This window comes from Dactylosporangium cerinum, from assembly GCF_042653625.1.
GTDB classification, from domain to species: domain Bacteria; phylum Actinomycetota; class Actinomycetes; order Mycobacteriales; family Micromonosporaceae; genus Dactylosporangium; species Dactylosporangium cerinum.
In genome coordinates this window covers 271,907-289,392 of record NZ_JBHSIU010000013.1, presented here as the reverse complement: position 1 = coordinate 289,392, position 17,486 = coordinate 271,907, and the positions used below count along the sequence as shown (strand labels likewise).

The following is a 17,486-nucleotide window of genomic DNA, read 5'->3' as shown; positions in this document are numbered from 1 at the left end:
ACGGCGGGCCCGCTGACCGGGCCCGCCGTGCATTCTTGGCGTCAGGCCGCCTCGGACAAGCCGGGCTCGCCGTCGGCCGACTCCGGCAGGTCCCGCAGCGTCACCCGGTCGCGGGCGGCGTCGAAGGTGAGGACCTCGACGTCGAGGACCTCCCCCACCTCGACCTCGTCGCGGTCGAGGTCGGCCCGCAGCTCGTCGGTCATCACCGAGCTGTGCAGCATCGCGAGGCGCGACCGGCCGGGGAGTCGCACCAGCACGTAGCCGCCGGTGTCTAGGCGGACCACCTTCGCCACCTCGGCTTCGAGGCGCTCGCCCGGGCGCGGGCCGTCCGCGACCGGTCGGCTCGGCGCGGCCGTGACCCCCGAGCGGGTCAGCACCCGGTCCAGTTGGAGGCCGATGCGGCGACGGTCCACGTCGACGCGGCCGACGGTCGTGGCGACCTCGTCGCCCACCGACAGCTCACGCCCGCCGAGGGCGGTGGTGTGGATGAGCCCGTCGATGCCGTACCCGACCTCGATGAACGCGCCCAGTCCCGCGCGGACGCGCCGGACCACGCCGGTGACCGTGTTCCCGGGCGGGAACTCCGCCCGCAGGCGCGGCCACGGGTTCAAGACCCCGGCGAGCATCGTGTATTTCATGCCGCCGCCGGTGTCGACGTCGAAGGCGCCGGTCACGCGGTCACCGATGGCGTACACCTTGGTCATGTCCGGCACGATCCGGCCGTAGTCGACGTCGGCGTTGCCCAGCACGCCGCGACGGCCGCCGCTCGCCTCGATGACCGCGAACTCCCGGGTCACGGTGATGACGGTGGCGGGGACTGGGTCGGTGCCGCCGGCGGCCATCGGCACCAGCGCCATCTCGACCGCCGGCTCCGAGCGGATGGCCACGAGCTGGTTGTGCAGTTCCTCGCGCATGTGCCGGACGTCGTTGTACCGGTCGCTGTAGCGGATGTACCGCAGCCGGCCACGCACGTCCGTCGGGATGTCCTCGGCGTCCTGGGTCAGGTACAGGCACCGCTTGCCGATGATCGTGGCCCACCCGAACTCCATCGACACGTTCGGTGACCGCAGGGTCCAGTCGAACAGGACGGCCTCGGCCTGCTGGATGCCGCGCCAGACCGGCCCCATCACCGACTGCGGGCCGTAGATGTTGTCGGCGCGCACCGGCTTGAAGCCCGCCGCCTCGGCGATCGGCGTCAGCTCGTCGGCGTAGAACGCGTCGAAGTCGAACATCGTGCCGTCCTTGAGCTCGCGCTTGCCGTATGGCGTGGCGACGAACAGGTTGCCCTCGATGGGCCGTTCGTCGCGCAGGAGGTGCAGGTCGCTCATGATTTCCTCATTCCTTCGGCGAACCCCCGCCCTTCGGTGGTCCGGTGCCGCTTACGATTCCGTCGTTCGACCAGCGTCCGAAATGGAGAGACCGCTGAGTTTCCGCTGAGTTCGGTCCGCCCGTACCGGTTCCGGCTCAGCGGCAATTCCACCTCCGGCGCCTGTGCCGACACCTACCGCGCGCGTAGGCTCGCGGTACACGGAGCGTGGGGATCGGACTCGGGCCGTCCCCGGCGGATGGAGGCACCGGGGTGTCCACCGAGACGGCGGGCCGATTAGTCGGCCACTTCCTGTGCGGCGAGACCGCAGAGTTCGGCCCGTTCTCGGCCCTGGACGAGGACGAGCCGGTCGAGCTCGAGGAGCTGCTGGCCGGGCGCCTGTACCGCGCGCGGATGCTCGACCGCAACGAGCAGTCCGTGGACGTCGAGCTGTTCCTGGGCATCGAGGAGATGGGCGGCCTGCTCTGGGAGCAGGACGTGCGCGCGCTGCTGCGGATGTCGGCGTCGCCGCACCCGGCACTGCCCGAGGTCCTCGACGGCGGGTACCTCACCCACGAACAGACCATGGCCGCGAACGTGCCGGGCGGGATGGCCTTCGTGGCGAGCCGCGGCGGCCTGCGTTGCGCCGGGCCGAAGGACGTCGACTACTTCCGCGCACACCCGGCCGACGCGGTGCGCCAGTTCCGGTCTCTCGCCGAGGGGCTCGCGGAGCTGCACTTCCTCGGCATCACCCACCGCGGCCTGTCGCCGGAGAGCATCGCGGTCTTCGACGGCCCCCGGATGCGCCTGGCGCGTTTCGAGCTCAGCTCACTCATCGCCGATCTGTTCCGCACCGCCCTCGACGGCGCGGCTGACCCCGACGAGCTGCGCCGGATGTTCGGCCGACAGCTGCTCTACGCGCCGGTGGAACGGGTCGCGTACCTCTACGGCGGCGACAGCAACCTGATGGAGAGCGAGAAGTCCGACGTCTACAGCCTGGCCGCGATCGCCTACGAATGGTTCGTCGGTCCGCTGCCGGCCGACCGCCTGTCCGTGCCGCCGCCCGGCACCGCCGCGGCGTCCGCGGCCGAGGTCCGCGCGGGGTATACGGCATTCGCGCAGCACCTGCGGGATACGGCTGACGGCTGCACCGACACGCCCGCCGAGCTTGCCGCCATCCTGGCCCGGATGCTCCATCCCGACGGCGACGTGCGCCCCAGCGCCCACGAGGTCGTCGGCCTGATCACTGCCGGCTACGACCGGATCATGCTGGACATCGAGGGGCCGCCCGCGATGCGCAAGCATCTCATGATCTACATGCCGGCGGAGAGCGCGGAGACGATCTTTCGCTGGGGCCTCGTCGAGCACGACCCGCGAACCGACGAGGGCCGCGCCGAGCTAGCGGCCTTCATCGCTAGCGATGTGCGCGGCGCCTTCATGACCGCCTCCCCTAACGGCGCCGTTCCGTTCATCCGCGGCCACGACCCCACCAGCCTGCAGGAGTCTCGTCAGGTGGTCCTCGGCAACCAGCTGGCCTGGTTCTGCGACTACTACCGCCCGCGGGATGAGCACGGCCACCTGGAGACCCCGACGGAGCAGGCGCTGCTCATCAAATACGTGGTCCAGAAGTCGGTGCCCACCATCGAGAAGAAACTGCGCGAGCTGGACTGGAGCTCCGCCCGTCGGCTGCCCGAGCTCGACCTGCGTGCGATCGACATCGACCGCGAGGTCCTGGCCCGGCGCATCGCTCGCGCGCCCTCGTGGCGCAATCTTGTGGACGCGACCCGGCCGGTCGACACCGAGTCTCCACAGGAGCTGGGCTTCCGCGAGGCCGTCGACTGGCTGCTGGGCTTTCAGGAGGTCGAGCTGGACGCCCGGGTCTACCCGTTCGTGCTCGCCGAGGCCGAACGCTCGGAGGCGCTGGTCCGCTACGACCCCGAGCGCGACCAACGCCGGATCGTGTCGTCTCCTATCTTCGTCAAGTACGCCGCGACTCCGGCCCTCCGCCCGGAGTTCGGCTCGTTCTTCGCCGGCCTGGAGAACGAGGAGGACAGCGTCGACGTCGAGATCCTGGAGGACCGCAACGGTCGGCCCGGCCGGCAGCGGGTCACCGCGGCTCAGGTCGTGCGCCGGGAGGGCCAGGACCGGCTGCTGCTGCGAACCAACCGCGGCGAGCCGCCGATACCGGCGAGCGGCTGGCTGCGACCGGCCGGCGACCGCGGGTCGCAGCTGAGCCTGGACCGTCAACGCAGCGCCCGCAACGACCTGTACCGGGCCAAGCATCTCCAGGGACACCTGCGCACGCCACGCACGATCCGCACCTTCGAGTGGCGCTGGCGCGACGCGGGCCGCGAGCTCAAGGGCTCCGGCGGAGAGGTCGTCCGGGAGATGCTGGTGTGCGAGCCGTTCGCCGCCGTGCAGGGCCCGCCCGGCACGGGCAAGACGCGGGTCGCGGCGACGGCGATCGGCGCCTATCTCGAGCGCTTCCCGGCCGCGCGCATCCTGGTCTCCGCGCAGTCGAACTTCGCGCTGGACAACCTCGCGATCCGGGTCCTGAAGCAGATCGGCGAGATGGACGACGACGGCCGCCTGGTCCGTCACGAGGATGCCGACAACCGTCTGCGGCCCGTCGCGCTGCGGATCACTGGGCGCGGCGCGGACTCGCAGGCCCGGGTCGATCCCGCGGTGCAGAAGTGGCAGCGGCTGGAAGGTGCGGTGCGGCTGGCCGCGCAGGTGCGGGCCCGCGTCGAGCGGCGGCTCGCCGCCACCCACGACCCGCTGCCGCCGCTGCTGGGCGAGGTGCTCGACCGATGGAGCCGGATGCTCGGCGGGAAGCAGGAGTCGGTCGTACCGGAACTGGCCGATCGCCTGCACCGCGGCGCCAACCTGGTGTTCGCGACGTGTGCGGCGTCGACGCCGGAGCTGCTGTTCCCAGCGTCCGAGGCGATGTTCGACTGGGTGATCGTCGAGGAGGCGGCCAAGGCCTGGCCGACGGAGCTGGCGATCCCGCTGCTGCGCGGCCGGCGGTGGACGCTCATCGGCGACCACTTCCAGCTGCCGGCGCACCGGCGCGACGACCTGAAGCGCTTCCTCGACGCGTGCGCGGCCGACCCGAGCCCACGGATGGCCCAGATCACGCCGGACCGGGTCGCGGAGTACATGCGCGTCTTCGACCTCTTCGGCGGGCTCTTCGCCGGCCAACCCGACCCGCGCAAGCCGCTGCGGCGGATGTCGGTGCAGTTCCGCATGCGCGAACCGATCGGCGACCTCGTGAGCCGGGTCTTCTACCCGGAGCTGCCGGAGCGGCGGCTGGACGACGGCCTGCCGGTCGGCGGCCTGGACACGCACATCGAGGAGGACCCGGCGCTGCGGATTCCGCTGGTGTACCTCAACCGGCCGCGCGATCTCAACGCGCAGTCGCTGGTGTGGTTGGACACCGCCGGCATCACGTCGTGCCACGACGAGCCGCACTGGTCGAACCCCGGCGAGGCGGCGGTCGTGCAGCGGTTGCTCGAGGACCTCGACCCGTTCCCACGCCCGAACCGGGACGGCTACGGCCCGTCGCCGCTGGCGGTGCTGACGCCGTACCGCGAGCAGCTGAGCCTGCTGCAGCGCAACGGCAGCGTCCGGCCCTACCTGTCCACGATCCACGCGTTCCAGGGGCGCGAGGCCGACATCGTGATCGTGTCGCTGGTCCGGGACACTCCGCGCGGCGGCACCGCCGGCCCGCGCGCCGTGTCGGCCGGACTTGGTCACCTCGCCCAGCGGCAGCTCGTCAACGTCCTGTTCTCGCGAGCCCGGCGGCTCCTGGTGATCGTCGGCCGGTTCGAGCACTTCGCCTCGATCACCGGCCCCAAGGGAGTCTGGACCGACGTCTGCCGGGCGGTCGAGCTCAACGGGGTGACGGTCAAGGCCCTGCAGCTCTACGGCGACCTTCCGGGCCTCGCCGCGCCGGCCGAGCTGGGCGAGGACGAATGGGCGGTGCGGTCGTGACCGGCGCGCCGATAGGGTCGAAGCTCACCGTCTACGTGCCCTGCGACGTCGCCACGGTGCGGGTCCGGCTCGGCTACCAGGAGACACTCACGCCGATCGAGCAGGTCGTGCTGCGGGCGGTCGACGCCGGTGCCGACACCCTCGGCGGGCTGTGCGACGCGCTCGGCCTCAGCCGGCGCCTTACCCTCGATCTGGTGCAGGACCTCTGGCGCACCGGCTACCTGCGGCTGGTCAAGTCCTACTCCGGGCTCGAGGTGACCGCGAAGATCCGCGAGCACCTCGCCGCCGGAACGCTCGAGCGGCTGGAGAGCGCGGAGACGTTCGTCGACGACCGCCAGGTCATGATTGACCGGCTCACCGGCCACGTCATGCCCATCCTGGGCACTGGGGCACCCGTCCAGCCGAAGCTCGCGGTACCGCTCGAGGACAGCCCGGTCCGCATCGCCGACGCCCCGATCGCGGCCGTGCTCGACGCCGTCGAACGCGGTCTGGCCCGGGAGGAGCAGGAGCGGTTCGGCGACCGACCTGAGCCCGGCACCGTGCGCGACGGCCGGCGGCGCCGGGTGCTCGGCGCCTACGTGACCGACCAGCAGGTCAGCGTCAGCAATCGGCGCTGGCTGGCCCTCGACATCCAGACGGCCATCGACCCCGACACGGACCAGCTCGCCGTCTCCGTCGTGGACGGCGGGCTGCCCGACTCGCACCGGGCCGAGGCCGCCCGGCGGCTCACCGACCTCGTCGCCCGACAGCCGAAGGACCCGTTCGTCCAGACGCTACGCGGGTATGCGACGCCGGGCCTGCTCTCCGCGCCGACGATCGAGCGCGCCGTGGCCCGGCTTGCGGACCAGGCCGCCACCGCGGCCGCCATCCCGGCCGGACAGCGCCGCAACCGCCACCGCGAGCTGAGCGCAAACTACCGGCAGCTGAGCGGCCTGATCGGCATGAGGGTCGAGCGCGAGGTGCACGCCCGGGTCGTGGTCGGCGCCGACCACGTCGGCGAGTTGGTCCGGCTCATCGGCGCCGCCCGCAGCCAGCTCGTGCTGAGCAGCCCCTGGCTGCGCTACGGCGCCCTGGCCGCCGTCACGCCGGCGCTGCGCGACGCCCTCAAGCGCGGGGTGCAGGTGGTCGTGCTGTGGGGCATCGGATACCAGGACAAGCTGGACGCCGACGTCGCCGGGCTGCTGTACGACACGACGCTGCGCACTTCCGCCCGCGTCGTCGCGTCACTCGACGGCGGCGGCACGCCCGCCGCGGACGCGGGACCGCGGCCCGGCCCACGCCGGCCCTGGTTCCTGGTGCCGGAGACCTCGTCGCGGACGCACGCTAAGTTCGCGGTCGCCGACGACCGGGTGGCGCTGGTGACGAGCTGGAACCTGCTGAACCAGGACCGGCCGCGGCACGAGGTTGGCCTTTACGTCACCGCGCCACCGGCGGCGGAGGCTCCGGGCTGCCACCCGATCCGGGAGATCCTGCGCTGGGCCCGTACCGCGGTCCCCGGCTACGAGATGAGCCGGCTGATGCTCGTCGGCGAACACGAGTTCGCCCTGCGCGAGCCCAACCGACCACCGGTCGCGCCGGACTGGCCGCCGCAGCTGCCAGAGGTGCCCACGGCGCCGAACGAAGGCATCGACGAACATGCCGAACAGGCGGCGCGGCACTGGGGTGAGAGCTGGCGGTACGTCGCCGGCGCGATCGGCGCCCGGCTTGCCGAGCGCGAGCATCCGCCCGCCGAGGTCGTGTTGGACGGCGTGCACCGCACGCTGCTGTGGACCGCGCTGCGCGAGGCGCGCCGCCGGCTGGTCATCGCCTCGGACAAGCTCAGCCGCCAGGTCGTGGACGAGCGCTTCATCGACGCGCTGGACCGGGCGGTCGAGCGCGGCGTCGCTGTCACGATCGTGTACGACCGCCCGCACGAGAGGGAGCGCACGATGTCGGCCGACGGCGCAGCGCTGTCGAACGCGCCGACGGAGGCCGAGCGCGGGCTCGCGGTGCTGGTCGAACGGCACGGCGCGGGCTTGCGGGTGCTGCGGACCGGCAATCATGCCAAGGTGCTCGTCTGGGACGACGAGGCGGTCGTCAGCAGCTTCAACTTCCTGTCGTTCGAGGGCGCCTACAGCTCGATGGCCGCCCATCGCCAGCAGAGCGAGCTCGGGCTGCGGCTGACCGGCCAGCCGGTCGCCGACGACGTCGCGCGGGCGGTCGGCGCGGACGTGTCGCCGGTTCGAGTGGCCGCGCCGGTCGCCGCCGCCCGCCAGGTCGACGACTCGTTCGCGGTCGCGCAACTGGTCCTTAACGACGTTTCCGCGGGTACCGACATCGCACGGGCCGTCACCGAGCACCTCGCCGGCCCGGGAATCGACCCATGGAGGGTGCTCGACCGGCTGGCCGAGAACGCCGGCCGGGACCTGCTGCGCGTCGCGTCCGCGTACTGCGTGAGCGCCCACGCGGACACCATGTCCCGGTTCCGGCGGGAGCGGTGGCTGCGCTGGCTGTTCGAGGATCTCTGGATGGACGGGCTGTACGTCGAGGCCGCCCTGCTGCGCGCGGCGATCGAGGACGACGAGGCGCGCCCCGGCCCCGCGATGACCCGCCTGGCCGCCGCGCGCGCCGTCGCCCTCTACGGCGACGTGGTCGCCGAGGTGTGGGACGAGGTCGTCGACGGCGCCCCGGCGGCCGAGGACGAGGACGTCGTCACGCCGACCCGCCCGGCGGCCGAGTGCGCCGCGGTGCTGGCGACAGCCATGGAGCGGATCGTCTTCCACGGCGACCAGGAGGCGGCGACCATGCTCGAGCTCGGGATGTACACCCTGGGGCCCGGCTGGCAACCGCTGGCGGCAGCCGTCCGCACGTACGCGGACCGGAGCTACCACCGGCCGGTCCCGCTCGGCTTGATCAGGTCCAATCTGGACCGCCACCACGACCTGGCAGACCAGGCGGCGCTGTGGAAGCACATCAGCGACGGGCTTGACCGGGTCGAGCAGACCCAGCTGCAGAACTCGCACAGCGTCCGCGTATTGCACGAGCTGGTCAATGGCAAGGACTCAGCCTTCGCCGACGTGCGCGGGTGCGGCAAGGAACGCGACCTGCGGCGGCTCGCCCTGCAGGTCGCGCCCGGCCTGCCGGCCCACGATCAGCTGGGGCCCCTCATTGACGAGGTGAGCCGCGCCATCGACGACAGCAAGCCGCCGGTGCACGGCGAGCATCGCAAGCGGCTCCTGCGGCAGCTGACCGCGATCGTCTCTGACGTGCGGGCGCTCGCCGCGACCTACGACCCGGACATGGACGCGGAGCTGGCCGGCGACCCGGACAAGGCCGAGCTGCTCGACCGGGCCCGAGACCTCGCGGCCGTCGTCGCGGCGGAGCTGCCAGACCTCATCGTCGCCGTCGACGCGGCGACCAATCCCGAGAACCGCTTCGTCCGGGACGTGCTGGACTCCTTCGCCGTCCTGCAGGACTGGGCCGCGCTCGGCGCGGAACCGGCGGCAGCATGAGCATCGACGCCCTCGACCTGTTCGCGGCATCCATCAGCCGGCTGCGGTATCCGACGCTCGCCGCCGCGCTGGCCGGACCCGAGCGCCCCGGCGCCGAGCGGGCCGTGTCCCTGCTGCTCGGCGACATCGCGAACGCCCGGACTCCGGCCGAGAGCCTGGCCGCGATGATCCACGACGGGCAATTCGATGCCGTCGAGGGCATCCTCCTCGAGTTGCTGGAGAGCCTGGGCGCCACGCCGCTCGGCGAGGACGAGCTCGCGCGGCTCATGACCGACCTGGACGTGACCCGGGCGGCAGCGGTGGCGGACGTCGGCCTGGCCTGGGCGACGCTGGAGGAGCGGGCCGCGGCGCTCGGGCTGCCGCGCGAGGACGGCGACGAGGTGCTCCGCCTCGCGGGGGTGTCGCGTCCGGATGCCGAGGAACGCATCGCCGCCCGCACTGACCAGATCGGCGCCGAGCTCGAACGCCGGCTGCAGAGCGATCTCGGGTCGGCCACGCCCGGACCCGACGCCGAGTCCTGGCACGAGGCGGTGCGCCGCTCTGTCGACCTCGGCGAGTTCGGCATGGCGACCGACCTGCTGAACTCGGGGGCCGCCGCCGGCGTCGGCGGACACAGCCCCATCACCGTGCCGCCGATGATCTGGCGCTGGCCCTGGGCCGGCCGGCCGGTGGCCGAGGTGCTCGAGTGGTACGGCGACCGGGTGGCGCCGCCCGACGCCGAGTTCGGCCGCTACCGGCCCGCTCCGGACGACGCCGAGGCACAGCGGCTCATCGTGGCCGTCGGCGCCGTCGTGCTCCGGACCGACCGTGACACCGTCGCCGAGCTCGGCGCGGCATTGGCCGCCGCAGTCGGCGGCCGCGCCGCCGAGGCCTATCCCGACGGCGACGGCTTCGCGGTGACCCTCGACGTGACCGACCCGCGGCTGGCGAGCCTGGCCCTGTTCACCGACCGGCTGTCGCTCTGGGCCGGCGCGACGGCGCCGCCGCCCGGCAACCGGCCCGTCGTGTGGTTCCGGCCGGTCATGCAGGAGGAGTCCCCCGCGGACCCCGGCCTCGCGGTGCTCGACGTCTCCACACTGCTGCGCCTGATCGCGCCGGTGCACACCGCCAGGCCGGTGGAACCCGACACCCGGCGCATCAACCTGCTGCGCCGCCTGATCCCGCAGCTGGACCCGGCCGCGCTGCTCGCCAGCGGCGTGTCGTTCGACGGCGCCGCCCCGGCCCGGGAAACGCTGGCCTGGCTGATCGACGCGTTCGGGATGGTGCCGGAGGCGGCGGTGCTCGACGGCCTGCTCCAAGACTTCGGCCTCCATCCGGCAGCGCATGGTCGGGCCGTGCGCAGCCTCATCGCATCCGGCCGGTCGACCGAGTCCGGCCGGCGGATCACGGCCGACGACCTGCGGGCCGTGCGGACGAGCACCCGGGCCGAGATCCGGGCGGCAGTGCTGGCACCGCTCGCCGCCAACCCGCTCGTCCGGGCGACGCTCTGGCTCACGCTGCAGCATCTCGCGGTCGAGTCGGCCTGCGCGGCCGACGACATCCTCGACGGATTTCGACAACGAAACGTGCCGTCGCGCGTGGCCGCCCGCATGATCAGCCGCACCGCCATCACGGAGGCGCTCGAGACCCTGACCGCGCAGGGTCTGCTCCGACGGCGCGACCGCGGCTACGGTTCGGCGGCGCCGGGGCTGGTCGCCGCCCTGCTCGATCCGGCCGAGATGCCGGCGGAGCGGCGCATCGACGCCGTCTTCGAGGAGCTGTCGATCGAGGCGCAGACCGCCGACGACGCCGCCGCCGCTGTCCTCGGTCCCCGGGTCGCGCACCTCATCGGCCATCGCGTCGACAACGACGTGCTCAGCGTCATCGCCCGGCTGCAGCGCATCGCGGCCCAGGTCGACAATCCGCCAGCCCGGACCGCGCTGACCGAGTTAGAGGAGCGGATCCGCGCGCTGGGCGGCGGCACCTACGTGCAGCTCTACTACGAGGCGCTTTCGCCGCCCGAACCGGTCGAGGTGACCGGCCTGGTCACCCGGCTCATCGGGAGCGTCGAGTGGCACCTGCCCGCCGGTCTGAATATCGAACAGCCCTTGGGCGAGGCGTGCTGGGTGCGCATCAACCCCACGATCCTGCTGGAGTCGCTGCGCAACCTGGTCCTCAACTCGGCGCGGGCGCTGGCCCGGCTCGACGGCACCGAACGGCGCGGCATCCAGATCGCGGTCACCACGCAGCCGGAGACGGCGGACCGTCCCGTGCCGGTGACGGGTCCGTGCGTCGTCATCGAGGTGGCCGATAGCGGCCTCGGCTTCTCGGCGGAGGAACTGGCCCGCGCCCGGGCACTGACCGAGCCGACCGGCGCGCTCTGGCGCCCGGCGGCCGCGCTGGACGGCGCGCGGCAGGGGCTGCCGATGAGCGCGAGCCTGTTGTGGGAGTACGGCGGCCGGCTCGAGGTGCGCAACGGCTCCGCCATCTGGTCGGGCGGCTGCGTCAGAGCATGGCTGCCGCAGTCGACTGACCATACTCGGCCGTGAACCGGGCGATCCTCGCCTCCGCCTGCTCCAGCTCCCCGCGCCCGAGCAGGCGGACGATCGCATCGCGCTCGTCCTCGCAGGTCAGCAGGCGCTGCCGGCCGAGGCCGCGGCCGAACAGCTCGGCCTGCTGGACGTGAAAGAGGACCGAGTCGACCGACCGCCGCCACCGTTCGCGGCGCCCCCGCGGGGACTGGTCGGTCATCGCTCGGGCCGCCGCGATCAGCCCGTCCTCGTTGACCCGGCCATTGCGCTCCTTGCGGATCACGTCCATCAGCCGGTACTTCTGACACAGCTCCAGCTGCCGGTTCGCCGAGCAGTCGACGTCCACCGACATCAGGGTGGCCGGGATGTGCGTGTGCAGCCGCAGGTACTCGGCGACCTTGATGGTACCGAGGCTGTCGTCTGGCCGGTCCTTGACGAGGTGACGGTCGATGAGCGCCGCCTGAATCGACTCCAGCGTCCCGTCGTCGCGCAGCTCGCACCACCGCTCGAAGGACTCCGCCGGCACGATCTCGAACTCGTCCTCCAGCAGGCTCGTGATGTCGTCCATGATCTGGTCCTCGACGACGAGCAGCCGCGGCTTGCCGGTCGGCGCGCCGGCAAGCCGCGCCAGCGCCCGGTCCTCGGAAAACATCGCGGCGTGCGCGGCCAGGCCGCTCAGGCGGCCGCGGCCCGCCGGGTCCATCGCCTCGACGACCTCGATCAGTCGCCGACGGGCGTCGACCACGGCCCGCCACCGCTTGCGCGCCCGCTCGTCGACGTCGACGAGCGGGTTACCGCGCCAGAGCCGCAGCAGCCGATCCACCTCCTGCGGATCGGCGTCCGCGGCCAGCGCCGCGACGCCATCGATGAACTCCCAGGCGTCGACCGACGCCACCTGCTCCTCGTCGAGCGTGTAACGCTTACGCTCCCTGTAGTGGGGCAATGGCAGATCCCATTTGTTGCGCATGTCGCTCAGCCGCCGCTGCAACGCCTCCTGCGTGCAACCGCTGCCGACGTCATCGAGCGCTCGGTGCAGCTCCGACTGGGACAGCCCGGTCCGCCCGGCGAGCGCGATCACCAAGAGCGTCTGCCCGTACACCGCGCCCGGCAGCTCCACCCGCTCGTCACCCGAACTGAGTTCCAGTTCGCCGAGTATCCGGATGGTCCACACGCCGACTCCCGGTTCGTTCGGGTCCGACGCGCGGCCGGCTCCTCATCGATGCTAATACGGTCACGGAGCCGCCCGGGCCGCCCGTGCCGCACGGTGACCGTACGGTCACCGTTGTTCGGCCAGGTGGCCCATCCGTACCGGAGGTCGTCTTCGCTGCCGCCCGCAGTACGCGCATAGATCAAGCGAGTGCCGCACCGAGTACGTCGGCGCCCAGGTGACGGAACTGCCTTGGCGGCCAAGCGACGGGTTTCCGCACAGCGACGACTTCGACACGCCGCAGAAGCGGGCCGCCGAGCACCGCTCAATCGAGGCGGCGCGAAATCTGGCCCCACGGGCACCGGATGGTCATCGCCCTGGACCGGCACACCGTCCAATCACTCCGAGAGCACGCCCGCCGGCAACGCCTCGAACGACTCGCCGTCGGCAGAGCAGATGGCGCCGCTATGGGTTTGAGGGGGTGTGGGTGGAGCGAAGCTCCCCCACTGGGGAGCAGGCGAAGCCTGCGCGAGGAATCCACCGACCAACGGCAAGCCGGACCGGAGGTCCGGCGAGCAGGGTCGACGCAGGTCGGTGGGCCGCCAGGGACTCGAACCCTGAACCTACGGATTAAAAGTCCGCAGCTCTGCCATTGAGCTAGCAGCCCGCGCTTGACAGGGTACCTGCGCACAGCGTGCAGTTCCACGCGATACCCCTCTACTGGGCGTTTCCGCAGGTCAAGTCATTGGCGGCTCGGCAACAACCAGATCTCTGCGGCTGCGATCGGCAGCGTCGGCGCGGCCAGCACCAAGGTTGGGCCAACACAGGAACCACCACGGATCCACCCGAGTGTCATCGCGCTTCCTGAAGCCCTGACCCCGGTGGATCCACCGGGGGTAACGTGCAGGTCATCTCCGATCTGAACCAACGAACTACCGCTAGTCCGACGACTGACGCGGCACGCGAAGGAACGCGGCACCGACGACCAGGGACGCAATGGTGCCGATCAGGGCGGGTGCCATCCAGAGCACGCCGAACGAGAAGTCGGTACTCCGGCCGCCGGACGACACGGTCAGGATGGCGAGCGGAAACCGTCAGGATCATGGTGACCACCGGAACCGCCGTTCACCGGGCGGCGATGCCCCATCTTGGACCCGTGCCGGCGCCGAGATCGACGAGCGTGCGTCTGTTCAACGTGTGCGCGACGACCATCGATATGCCGCCGAGCAGCATGACCACTGCGGCCGCCGCTGGCGCCACGGTCGCTGAGGTAAGCGCCCGTTGCCTGTTCGGCCGAGTGGTACGCCGTCCGGATATGGGCGTGTTGGTCCGAGCGGTTTTATGCCTAACCACAACGTATGAGTGGCTTTAGCGGGTTCAGTCCGGAAGGTTACATAAGGTAGCTGCATCGTCACAACACGAGGGGGATCGTGATGCGCACTACGCAGCGAATCATGGCTATGGCCGGACTGACCCTGGCCACCGGCGCCGTCATCGGCATGAGCGCCTCGACGGCGTCGGCCGCGACCGTCCAGGACAGCAAGAGCACCGTGGCCCAGCCCCGTCCGGGCGGCGGCGACCACCCCGGCGGCGGCAGCGGTGGCAATGGCCGGGGCGGGGATTGGCGCGGCAACGACGGGCGCTTCCACGGCGGCTGGGACGGACACCGCAACGGCGGCTGGACCCAGTCCTGGACGGTGCGGACGTTCCAGAACAAGAAGAGCTGCACCTTCGCTGGCTGGATCGGCGAGCAGCGGGGCGCCTGGGACGACTATGACTGCTACCGCGTCGGTCGCGGCGGCAAGTACGTTCTCGTCGCCCACGAGTACGGCGGTCGCCGCCACCGCTGACCGAAGCCGCCCGGTGCGGGCACGTCGTGCCCGCACCGGCATCCACGCACCGTGCTCGACCCGGTCCCTGGGCGGGTCGGGCACAGCCTGCCGGGCCTACCTGCATCCGGCAGCGGGAAGGCTGTGCGGTCGAGGCCCGTCGAGCCGTACGGCAACCACAGCGGCCGGGATACGTTCTCCGCATCCCGGCCGCTGTGTCGTTTGGACACTCACCGCAGATCAGTTGACGTCAGCGCTCAGGCATCGGGGCCATGCCGGCCAGGGGCCGCGCCTATCAGGGAGCCGGGCAATTGATCGCGTCGCCCTGGCGGTAGTCGCCGGCCGTGGCGCGGTGGTATGCCTCCACGACGGTGTGTTTGAGCCGGCCGCGGTCGCCCACTTGATGGCCGGCATCGCGTGCCCATTCCCGGATGGCGATGTTGACCGCCTTGCGCTCCGCCGTCCCCGGCGCCCCGTACTCCGGGTCGCTGGCGGGGCGGCCGGTCGTGCGGCTTGGACGGCCCCGACGAAGCGCTGACCGGGACAGCACGACCCGGGAGGGTGGCGGCTGGACGGTGCTCGCGGCGCGCACGAACGGGCCGAGCGCTTCCCGGAACGCTGCGGCGTGTGCTGTGGACAGGTCGATCGTGTACCTGACGCCGTCCAGTTCGAACGGGATGGTCTCGTCTGCGGTGCTGCCGTCGAGGTCGTCCTCGAGGATGCGGACGGTGCGTTTCACCATGGGGTTACTGCCGTTCGGGTCAGATGTGGCGCGGACGTCGTGGGGCGCGTCGAGGCCGTGTGGCGTGCCCTTGACGGCAGGACGCGGCGACGGCGGTGTGCTGGGCGTCGCCGGGAGGTGGGCGGCGAGGAGGTCGGTGAGGAGGTCGGATTGCCGCTGTTGCGGGAGTTCTGGGTGCTGGTTGGCCTGGCGGTGCAGGCGTCGGCGGAGCGCGCGACATCGGTCGGGCTGTAGGCGAGGGCCACGCTGACGCAGTACCGGTGCGCGTGGGCGTCCAGGCCGGTGAGCCGGAAGCTGGTGGCCGCCGCCTGGACCGTCCCAGCGACGGTCGCCGGCCCGTCGTCCTCGGCGAGGAAGACGATCGCGGGTCGGGTGCCGCCGCTCGGGTCGGTCCAGGCGACGTCGATCGTGGCGCCGGTGTCCCGCACGATGCGCACGTCCTTGGCTGGCGCGTACACCGGCGTCCACGCAGCTCGGCTGGGCGTGGACCGGCTGCCGGCTGTCGGCGCACGTGCGGCGTCCGGGCCGGCGATGACGAGGGTGGTGATCACGGCTGCGGACGCCGCGCCCAGCAGGACCACAGCGGCGAGCAGCATCCAGTACGGCAGCGACCGCCAGCTGGCCGCATACGGTCCTCGCCCAACAGAGCGAACAGACCGAACAGACCGCGACCACCGCGCCGGTGCTGGCACGGTGGGCGTGTCGCGGCCACCCGATGCCGGCGCGGTGTCTGCCTGGGTGTCTGCGGTGTCTGGCGGGCGCTCGTGCGCGCTGTCTTGGCCGCGGCGCGGGGTGGCGAGGCGGTCGACGGTGGCGGTGAGCTGTCTGGTCAGCGGGTGTTGCCGGCCGTGTTCGGCGACCGCCGCCGGGAGCAGTGTTGTGGCGAGGTGCCAGGCTGTGTCGTGTCCGCCGAGCCGCATCCGCAGCTGTGTCAGTTCGACGCCGATGCGCAGGACGTCGACGGGGCTGGTGCCGTATTCGTCGGCCAGGCAGGTGTAGGCGCGGGTGAGGGCTGGTTCCGCCGTCGCGGGATGCCCGTCGGCGGCGATGGTGGCCGCGCCGGCGGCTGCCAGCAGTGCCGGCCACCGCCCGGGGTCCCCGGCCGGCGGGCGGCGTTGGGCGACGGCGCGGTACTGGGCTGCTGCCTCGTCGAGCCGGTCCTGCGCGGTCAGCACCCGCGCGTGGGTGACGGCGAGCATCGCGGTCTGGTACGGGCCGAGACTGGGCCAGGCGGCCAGGTCGGCGATCACCGCAGCGGCGTCGTCGATCTGTCCGAGACTGAGCATCGCCTCGGCGAGCATCCGGGTGGCGTCCGCGGCGTCGGTGTGCTCGACCTCGACACCCTGCAAGATCCGGGACCGGACCTCGACCAGCAGCTGGTAGGCGCCGCCGAAGTCATAGGCGGCCATCCGGACAGCCGCCTCATCGACCAGGTCGGCCGGCGTTGCCGGTCGTGCGTGCCGGCCGCCGCTGTTCCCCGCCGCGCCCGTGCGGGCTGCATGGTCGGTGCTCATTGCGGCTCCGGCTCGGTCGTGGCGGCGGCGTTGCCGTGCTGGAGCCGCCGGTACGCGCAGACCGGCGGGTGAGCTTCCGCGATTCGTGACATCAGGGTGTAGGCGTCGGTCAGCACGGCGACCCGCCGCACGGTGTGCTGCGGCGGCAGCGCGGGCCGGGCCTGGGTCCAGCGGCGGTTCGCTTCCCGCTCGAAACCGCACGTCGTGAGCAGCCCGGTGAGCCGGAGCACGATCGGCAACCCGCGCGGGTCCCGGTTGCCGTGCTTGGCCTGCCACGCGTCCCATACCCCGCTGAGCCGCTCGATCGCGTCGGCGCACCGGCCCGCCGCGTGCAGCGCTCCGGCCAACGGTGCCGCCACCGCACTGGCCTCGTCCACCTCGCCGGTGCTGAGCAGCGCGGCCGCCGCCGCGGCGTAGGCGTCCGCGGCGGCCGCGTGCTCACCGCCCGCCGTCAGCACCTCGGCCAGCACCCGCCGAGCTCGTAGCGTCGCCCAGTGGGCGTTGCCGTGCAGCTGCCGTGCCGTGGCGGCCCCGTACCGCGCCCACCGCACGGCCAGCGCTGTGGTCGAACGATCGGCGGTGGCCGCATCGTTGACGAGCAGGTTCGCCCACAGCGTCGCGGCCTCGCCCCGCACGGCATCAGGCGGTGTCGACTCCGGTACGGCGGTGAGATGCGGTTGCAGGAGTGCTGCGGCGCTCGTCGTGTCCCCGGCGAGCAGTGCCGCGTACGCGCTGTCCAGGGCGTGCCGCAGCGCCGGGTCGGGTGCCGTCATGCCACGCCGCCGCTCGTCGGCGGGGCATTCGACGCTGCGGTCCGTGACGTCCTCGCGGGTGTCGGCAGGACCGTTCGTGGGGCGCTGCACGGTCGCTGCGAACCGGGTCGGCACGGCACGGAATCAGCAGCGCGCCGGCTCGTCGGCAACGCGCGTGAAGGACTACCGGCATGTGTCGGCG

At 72.2% G+C, this 17,486-nt stretch carries 9 protein-coding genes and 1 tRNA gene; 4 read left to right on the top strand and 6 right to left on the bottom strand.

Annotated features, from left to right (window positions below; translation table 11 throughout):
- Window positions 1–41: 41 nt before the first annotated feature.
- On the bottom strand, window positions 42–1,328 hold the full coding sequence (locus tag ACFPIJ_RS13540; RefSeq protein WP_380115107.1) for a S1 RNA-binding domain-containing protein: 1,287 nt from the start codon (window positions 1,326–1,328) through the stop codon (window positions 42–44).
- A gap of 251 nt (window positions 1,329–1,579) precedes the next feature.
- Between ACFPIJ_RS13540 and ACFPIJ_RS13535 the strand changes: the two genes are divergently transcribed.
- Genes ACFPIJ_RS13535 through ACFPIJ_RS13525 form a run of 3 tightly spaced genes read left to right on the top strand, consistent with a single transcriptional unit; the run spans window position 1,580 to window position 11,318 of the window.
- Complete coding sequence (locus tag ACFPIJ_RS13535; protein ID WP_380115106.1) at window positions 1,580–5,299, top strand: AAA domain-containing protein; 3,720 nt, start codon at window positions 1,580–1,582, stop codon at window positions 5,297–5,299.
- Window positions 5,296–8,790 (top strand): phospholipase D-like domain-containing protein, encoded by a 3,495-nt coding sequence (locus tag ACFPIJ_RS13530; RefSeq protein WP_380115105.1) that lies wholly within the window; start codon window positions 5,296–5,298, stop codon window positions 8,788–8,790. The genes ACFPIJ_RS13535 and ACFPIJ_RS13530 overlap by 4 nt, the downstream gene beginning before the upstream one ends.
- Window positions 8,787–11,318 carry a hypothetical protein gene (locus ACFPIJ_RS13525; protein WP_380115104.1) on the top strand — a complete coding sequence of 844 codons (2,532 nt, stop codon included), beginning with the start codon at window positions 8,787–8,789 and terminating at the stop codon, window positions 11,316–11,318. Before ACFPIJ_RS13530 ends, ACFPIJ_RS13525 begins: the two co-directional genes overlap by 4 nt.
- Here the strand turns inward: ACFPIJ_RS13525 and ACFPIJ_RS13520 are convergent.
- The gene (locus ACFPIJ_RS13520) at window positions 11,275–12,471 is read right to left on the bottom strand and encodes a hypothetical protein (RefSeq protein ID WP_380115103.1); all 1,197 of its coding nucleotides are present in this window, start codon (window positions 12,469–12,471) and stop codon (window positions 11,275–11,277) included. The two genes, ACFPIJ_RS13525 and ACFPIJ_RS13520, sit on opposite strands and share 44 nt — an antisense overlap.
- Window positions 12,472–13,042: 571 nt before the next feature.
- Window positions 13,043–13,114 (bottom strand) — tRNA-Lys (locus ACFPIJ_RS13515).
- 787 nt (window positions 13,115–13,901) lie between these two features.
- Here ACFPIJ_RS13515 and ACFPIJ_RS13510 point away from each other — a divergent pair.
- On the top strand, window positions 13,902–14,297 hold the full coding sequence (locus ACFPIJ_RS13510; protein WP_380115102.1) for a hypothetical protein: 396 nt from the start codon (window positions 13,902–13,904) through the stop codon (window positions 14,295–14,297).
- A 274-nt stretch (window positions 14,298–14,571) separates the two neighbouring features.
- Here ACFPIJ_RS13510 and ACFPIJ_RS13505 read toward each other — a convergent pair whose 3' ends face one another.
- The 3 genes from ACFPIJ_RS13505 to ACFPIJ_RS13495 are packed head-to-tail and all read right to left on the bottom strand — an operon-like array spanning window position 14,572 to window position 17,395.
- The gene (locus ACFPIJ_RS13505) at window positions 14,572–15,018 is read right to left on the bottom strand and encodes a histone-like nucleoid-structuring protein Lsr2 (RefSeq protein ID WP_380115100.1); all 447 of its coding nucleotides are present in this window, start codon (window positions 15,016–15,018) and stop codon (window positions 14,572–14,574) included.
- The gene (locus ACFPIJ_RS13500; RefSeq protein ID WP_380115099.1) at window positions 15,012–16,532 is read right to left on the bottom strand and encodes a hypothetical protein; all 1,521 of its coding nucleotides are present in this window, start codon (window positions 16,530–16,532) and stop codon (window positions 15,012–15,014) included. The genes ACFPIJ_RS13505 and ACFPIJ_RS13500 overlap by 7 nt, the downstream gene beginning before the upstream one ends.
- A complete protein-coding gene (locus ACFPIJ_RS13495; protein ID WP_380115098.1) occupies window positions 16,529–17,395 on the bottom strand; it encodes a hypothetical protein in 867 nt (288 codons plus the stop codon). The genes ACFPIJ_RS13500 and ACFPIJ_RS13495 overlap by 4 nt, the downstream gene beginning before the upstream one ends.
- Window positions 17,396–17,486 lie beyond the last annotated feature (91 nt).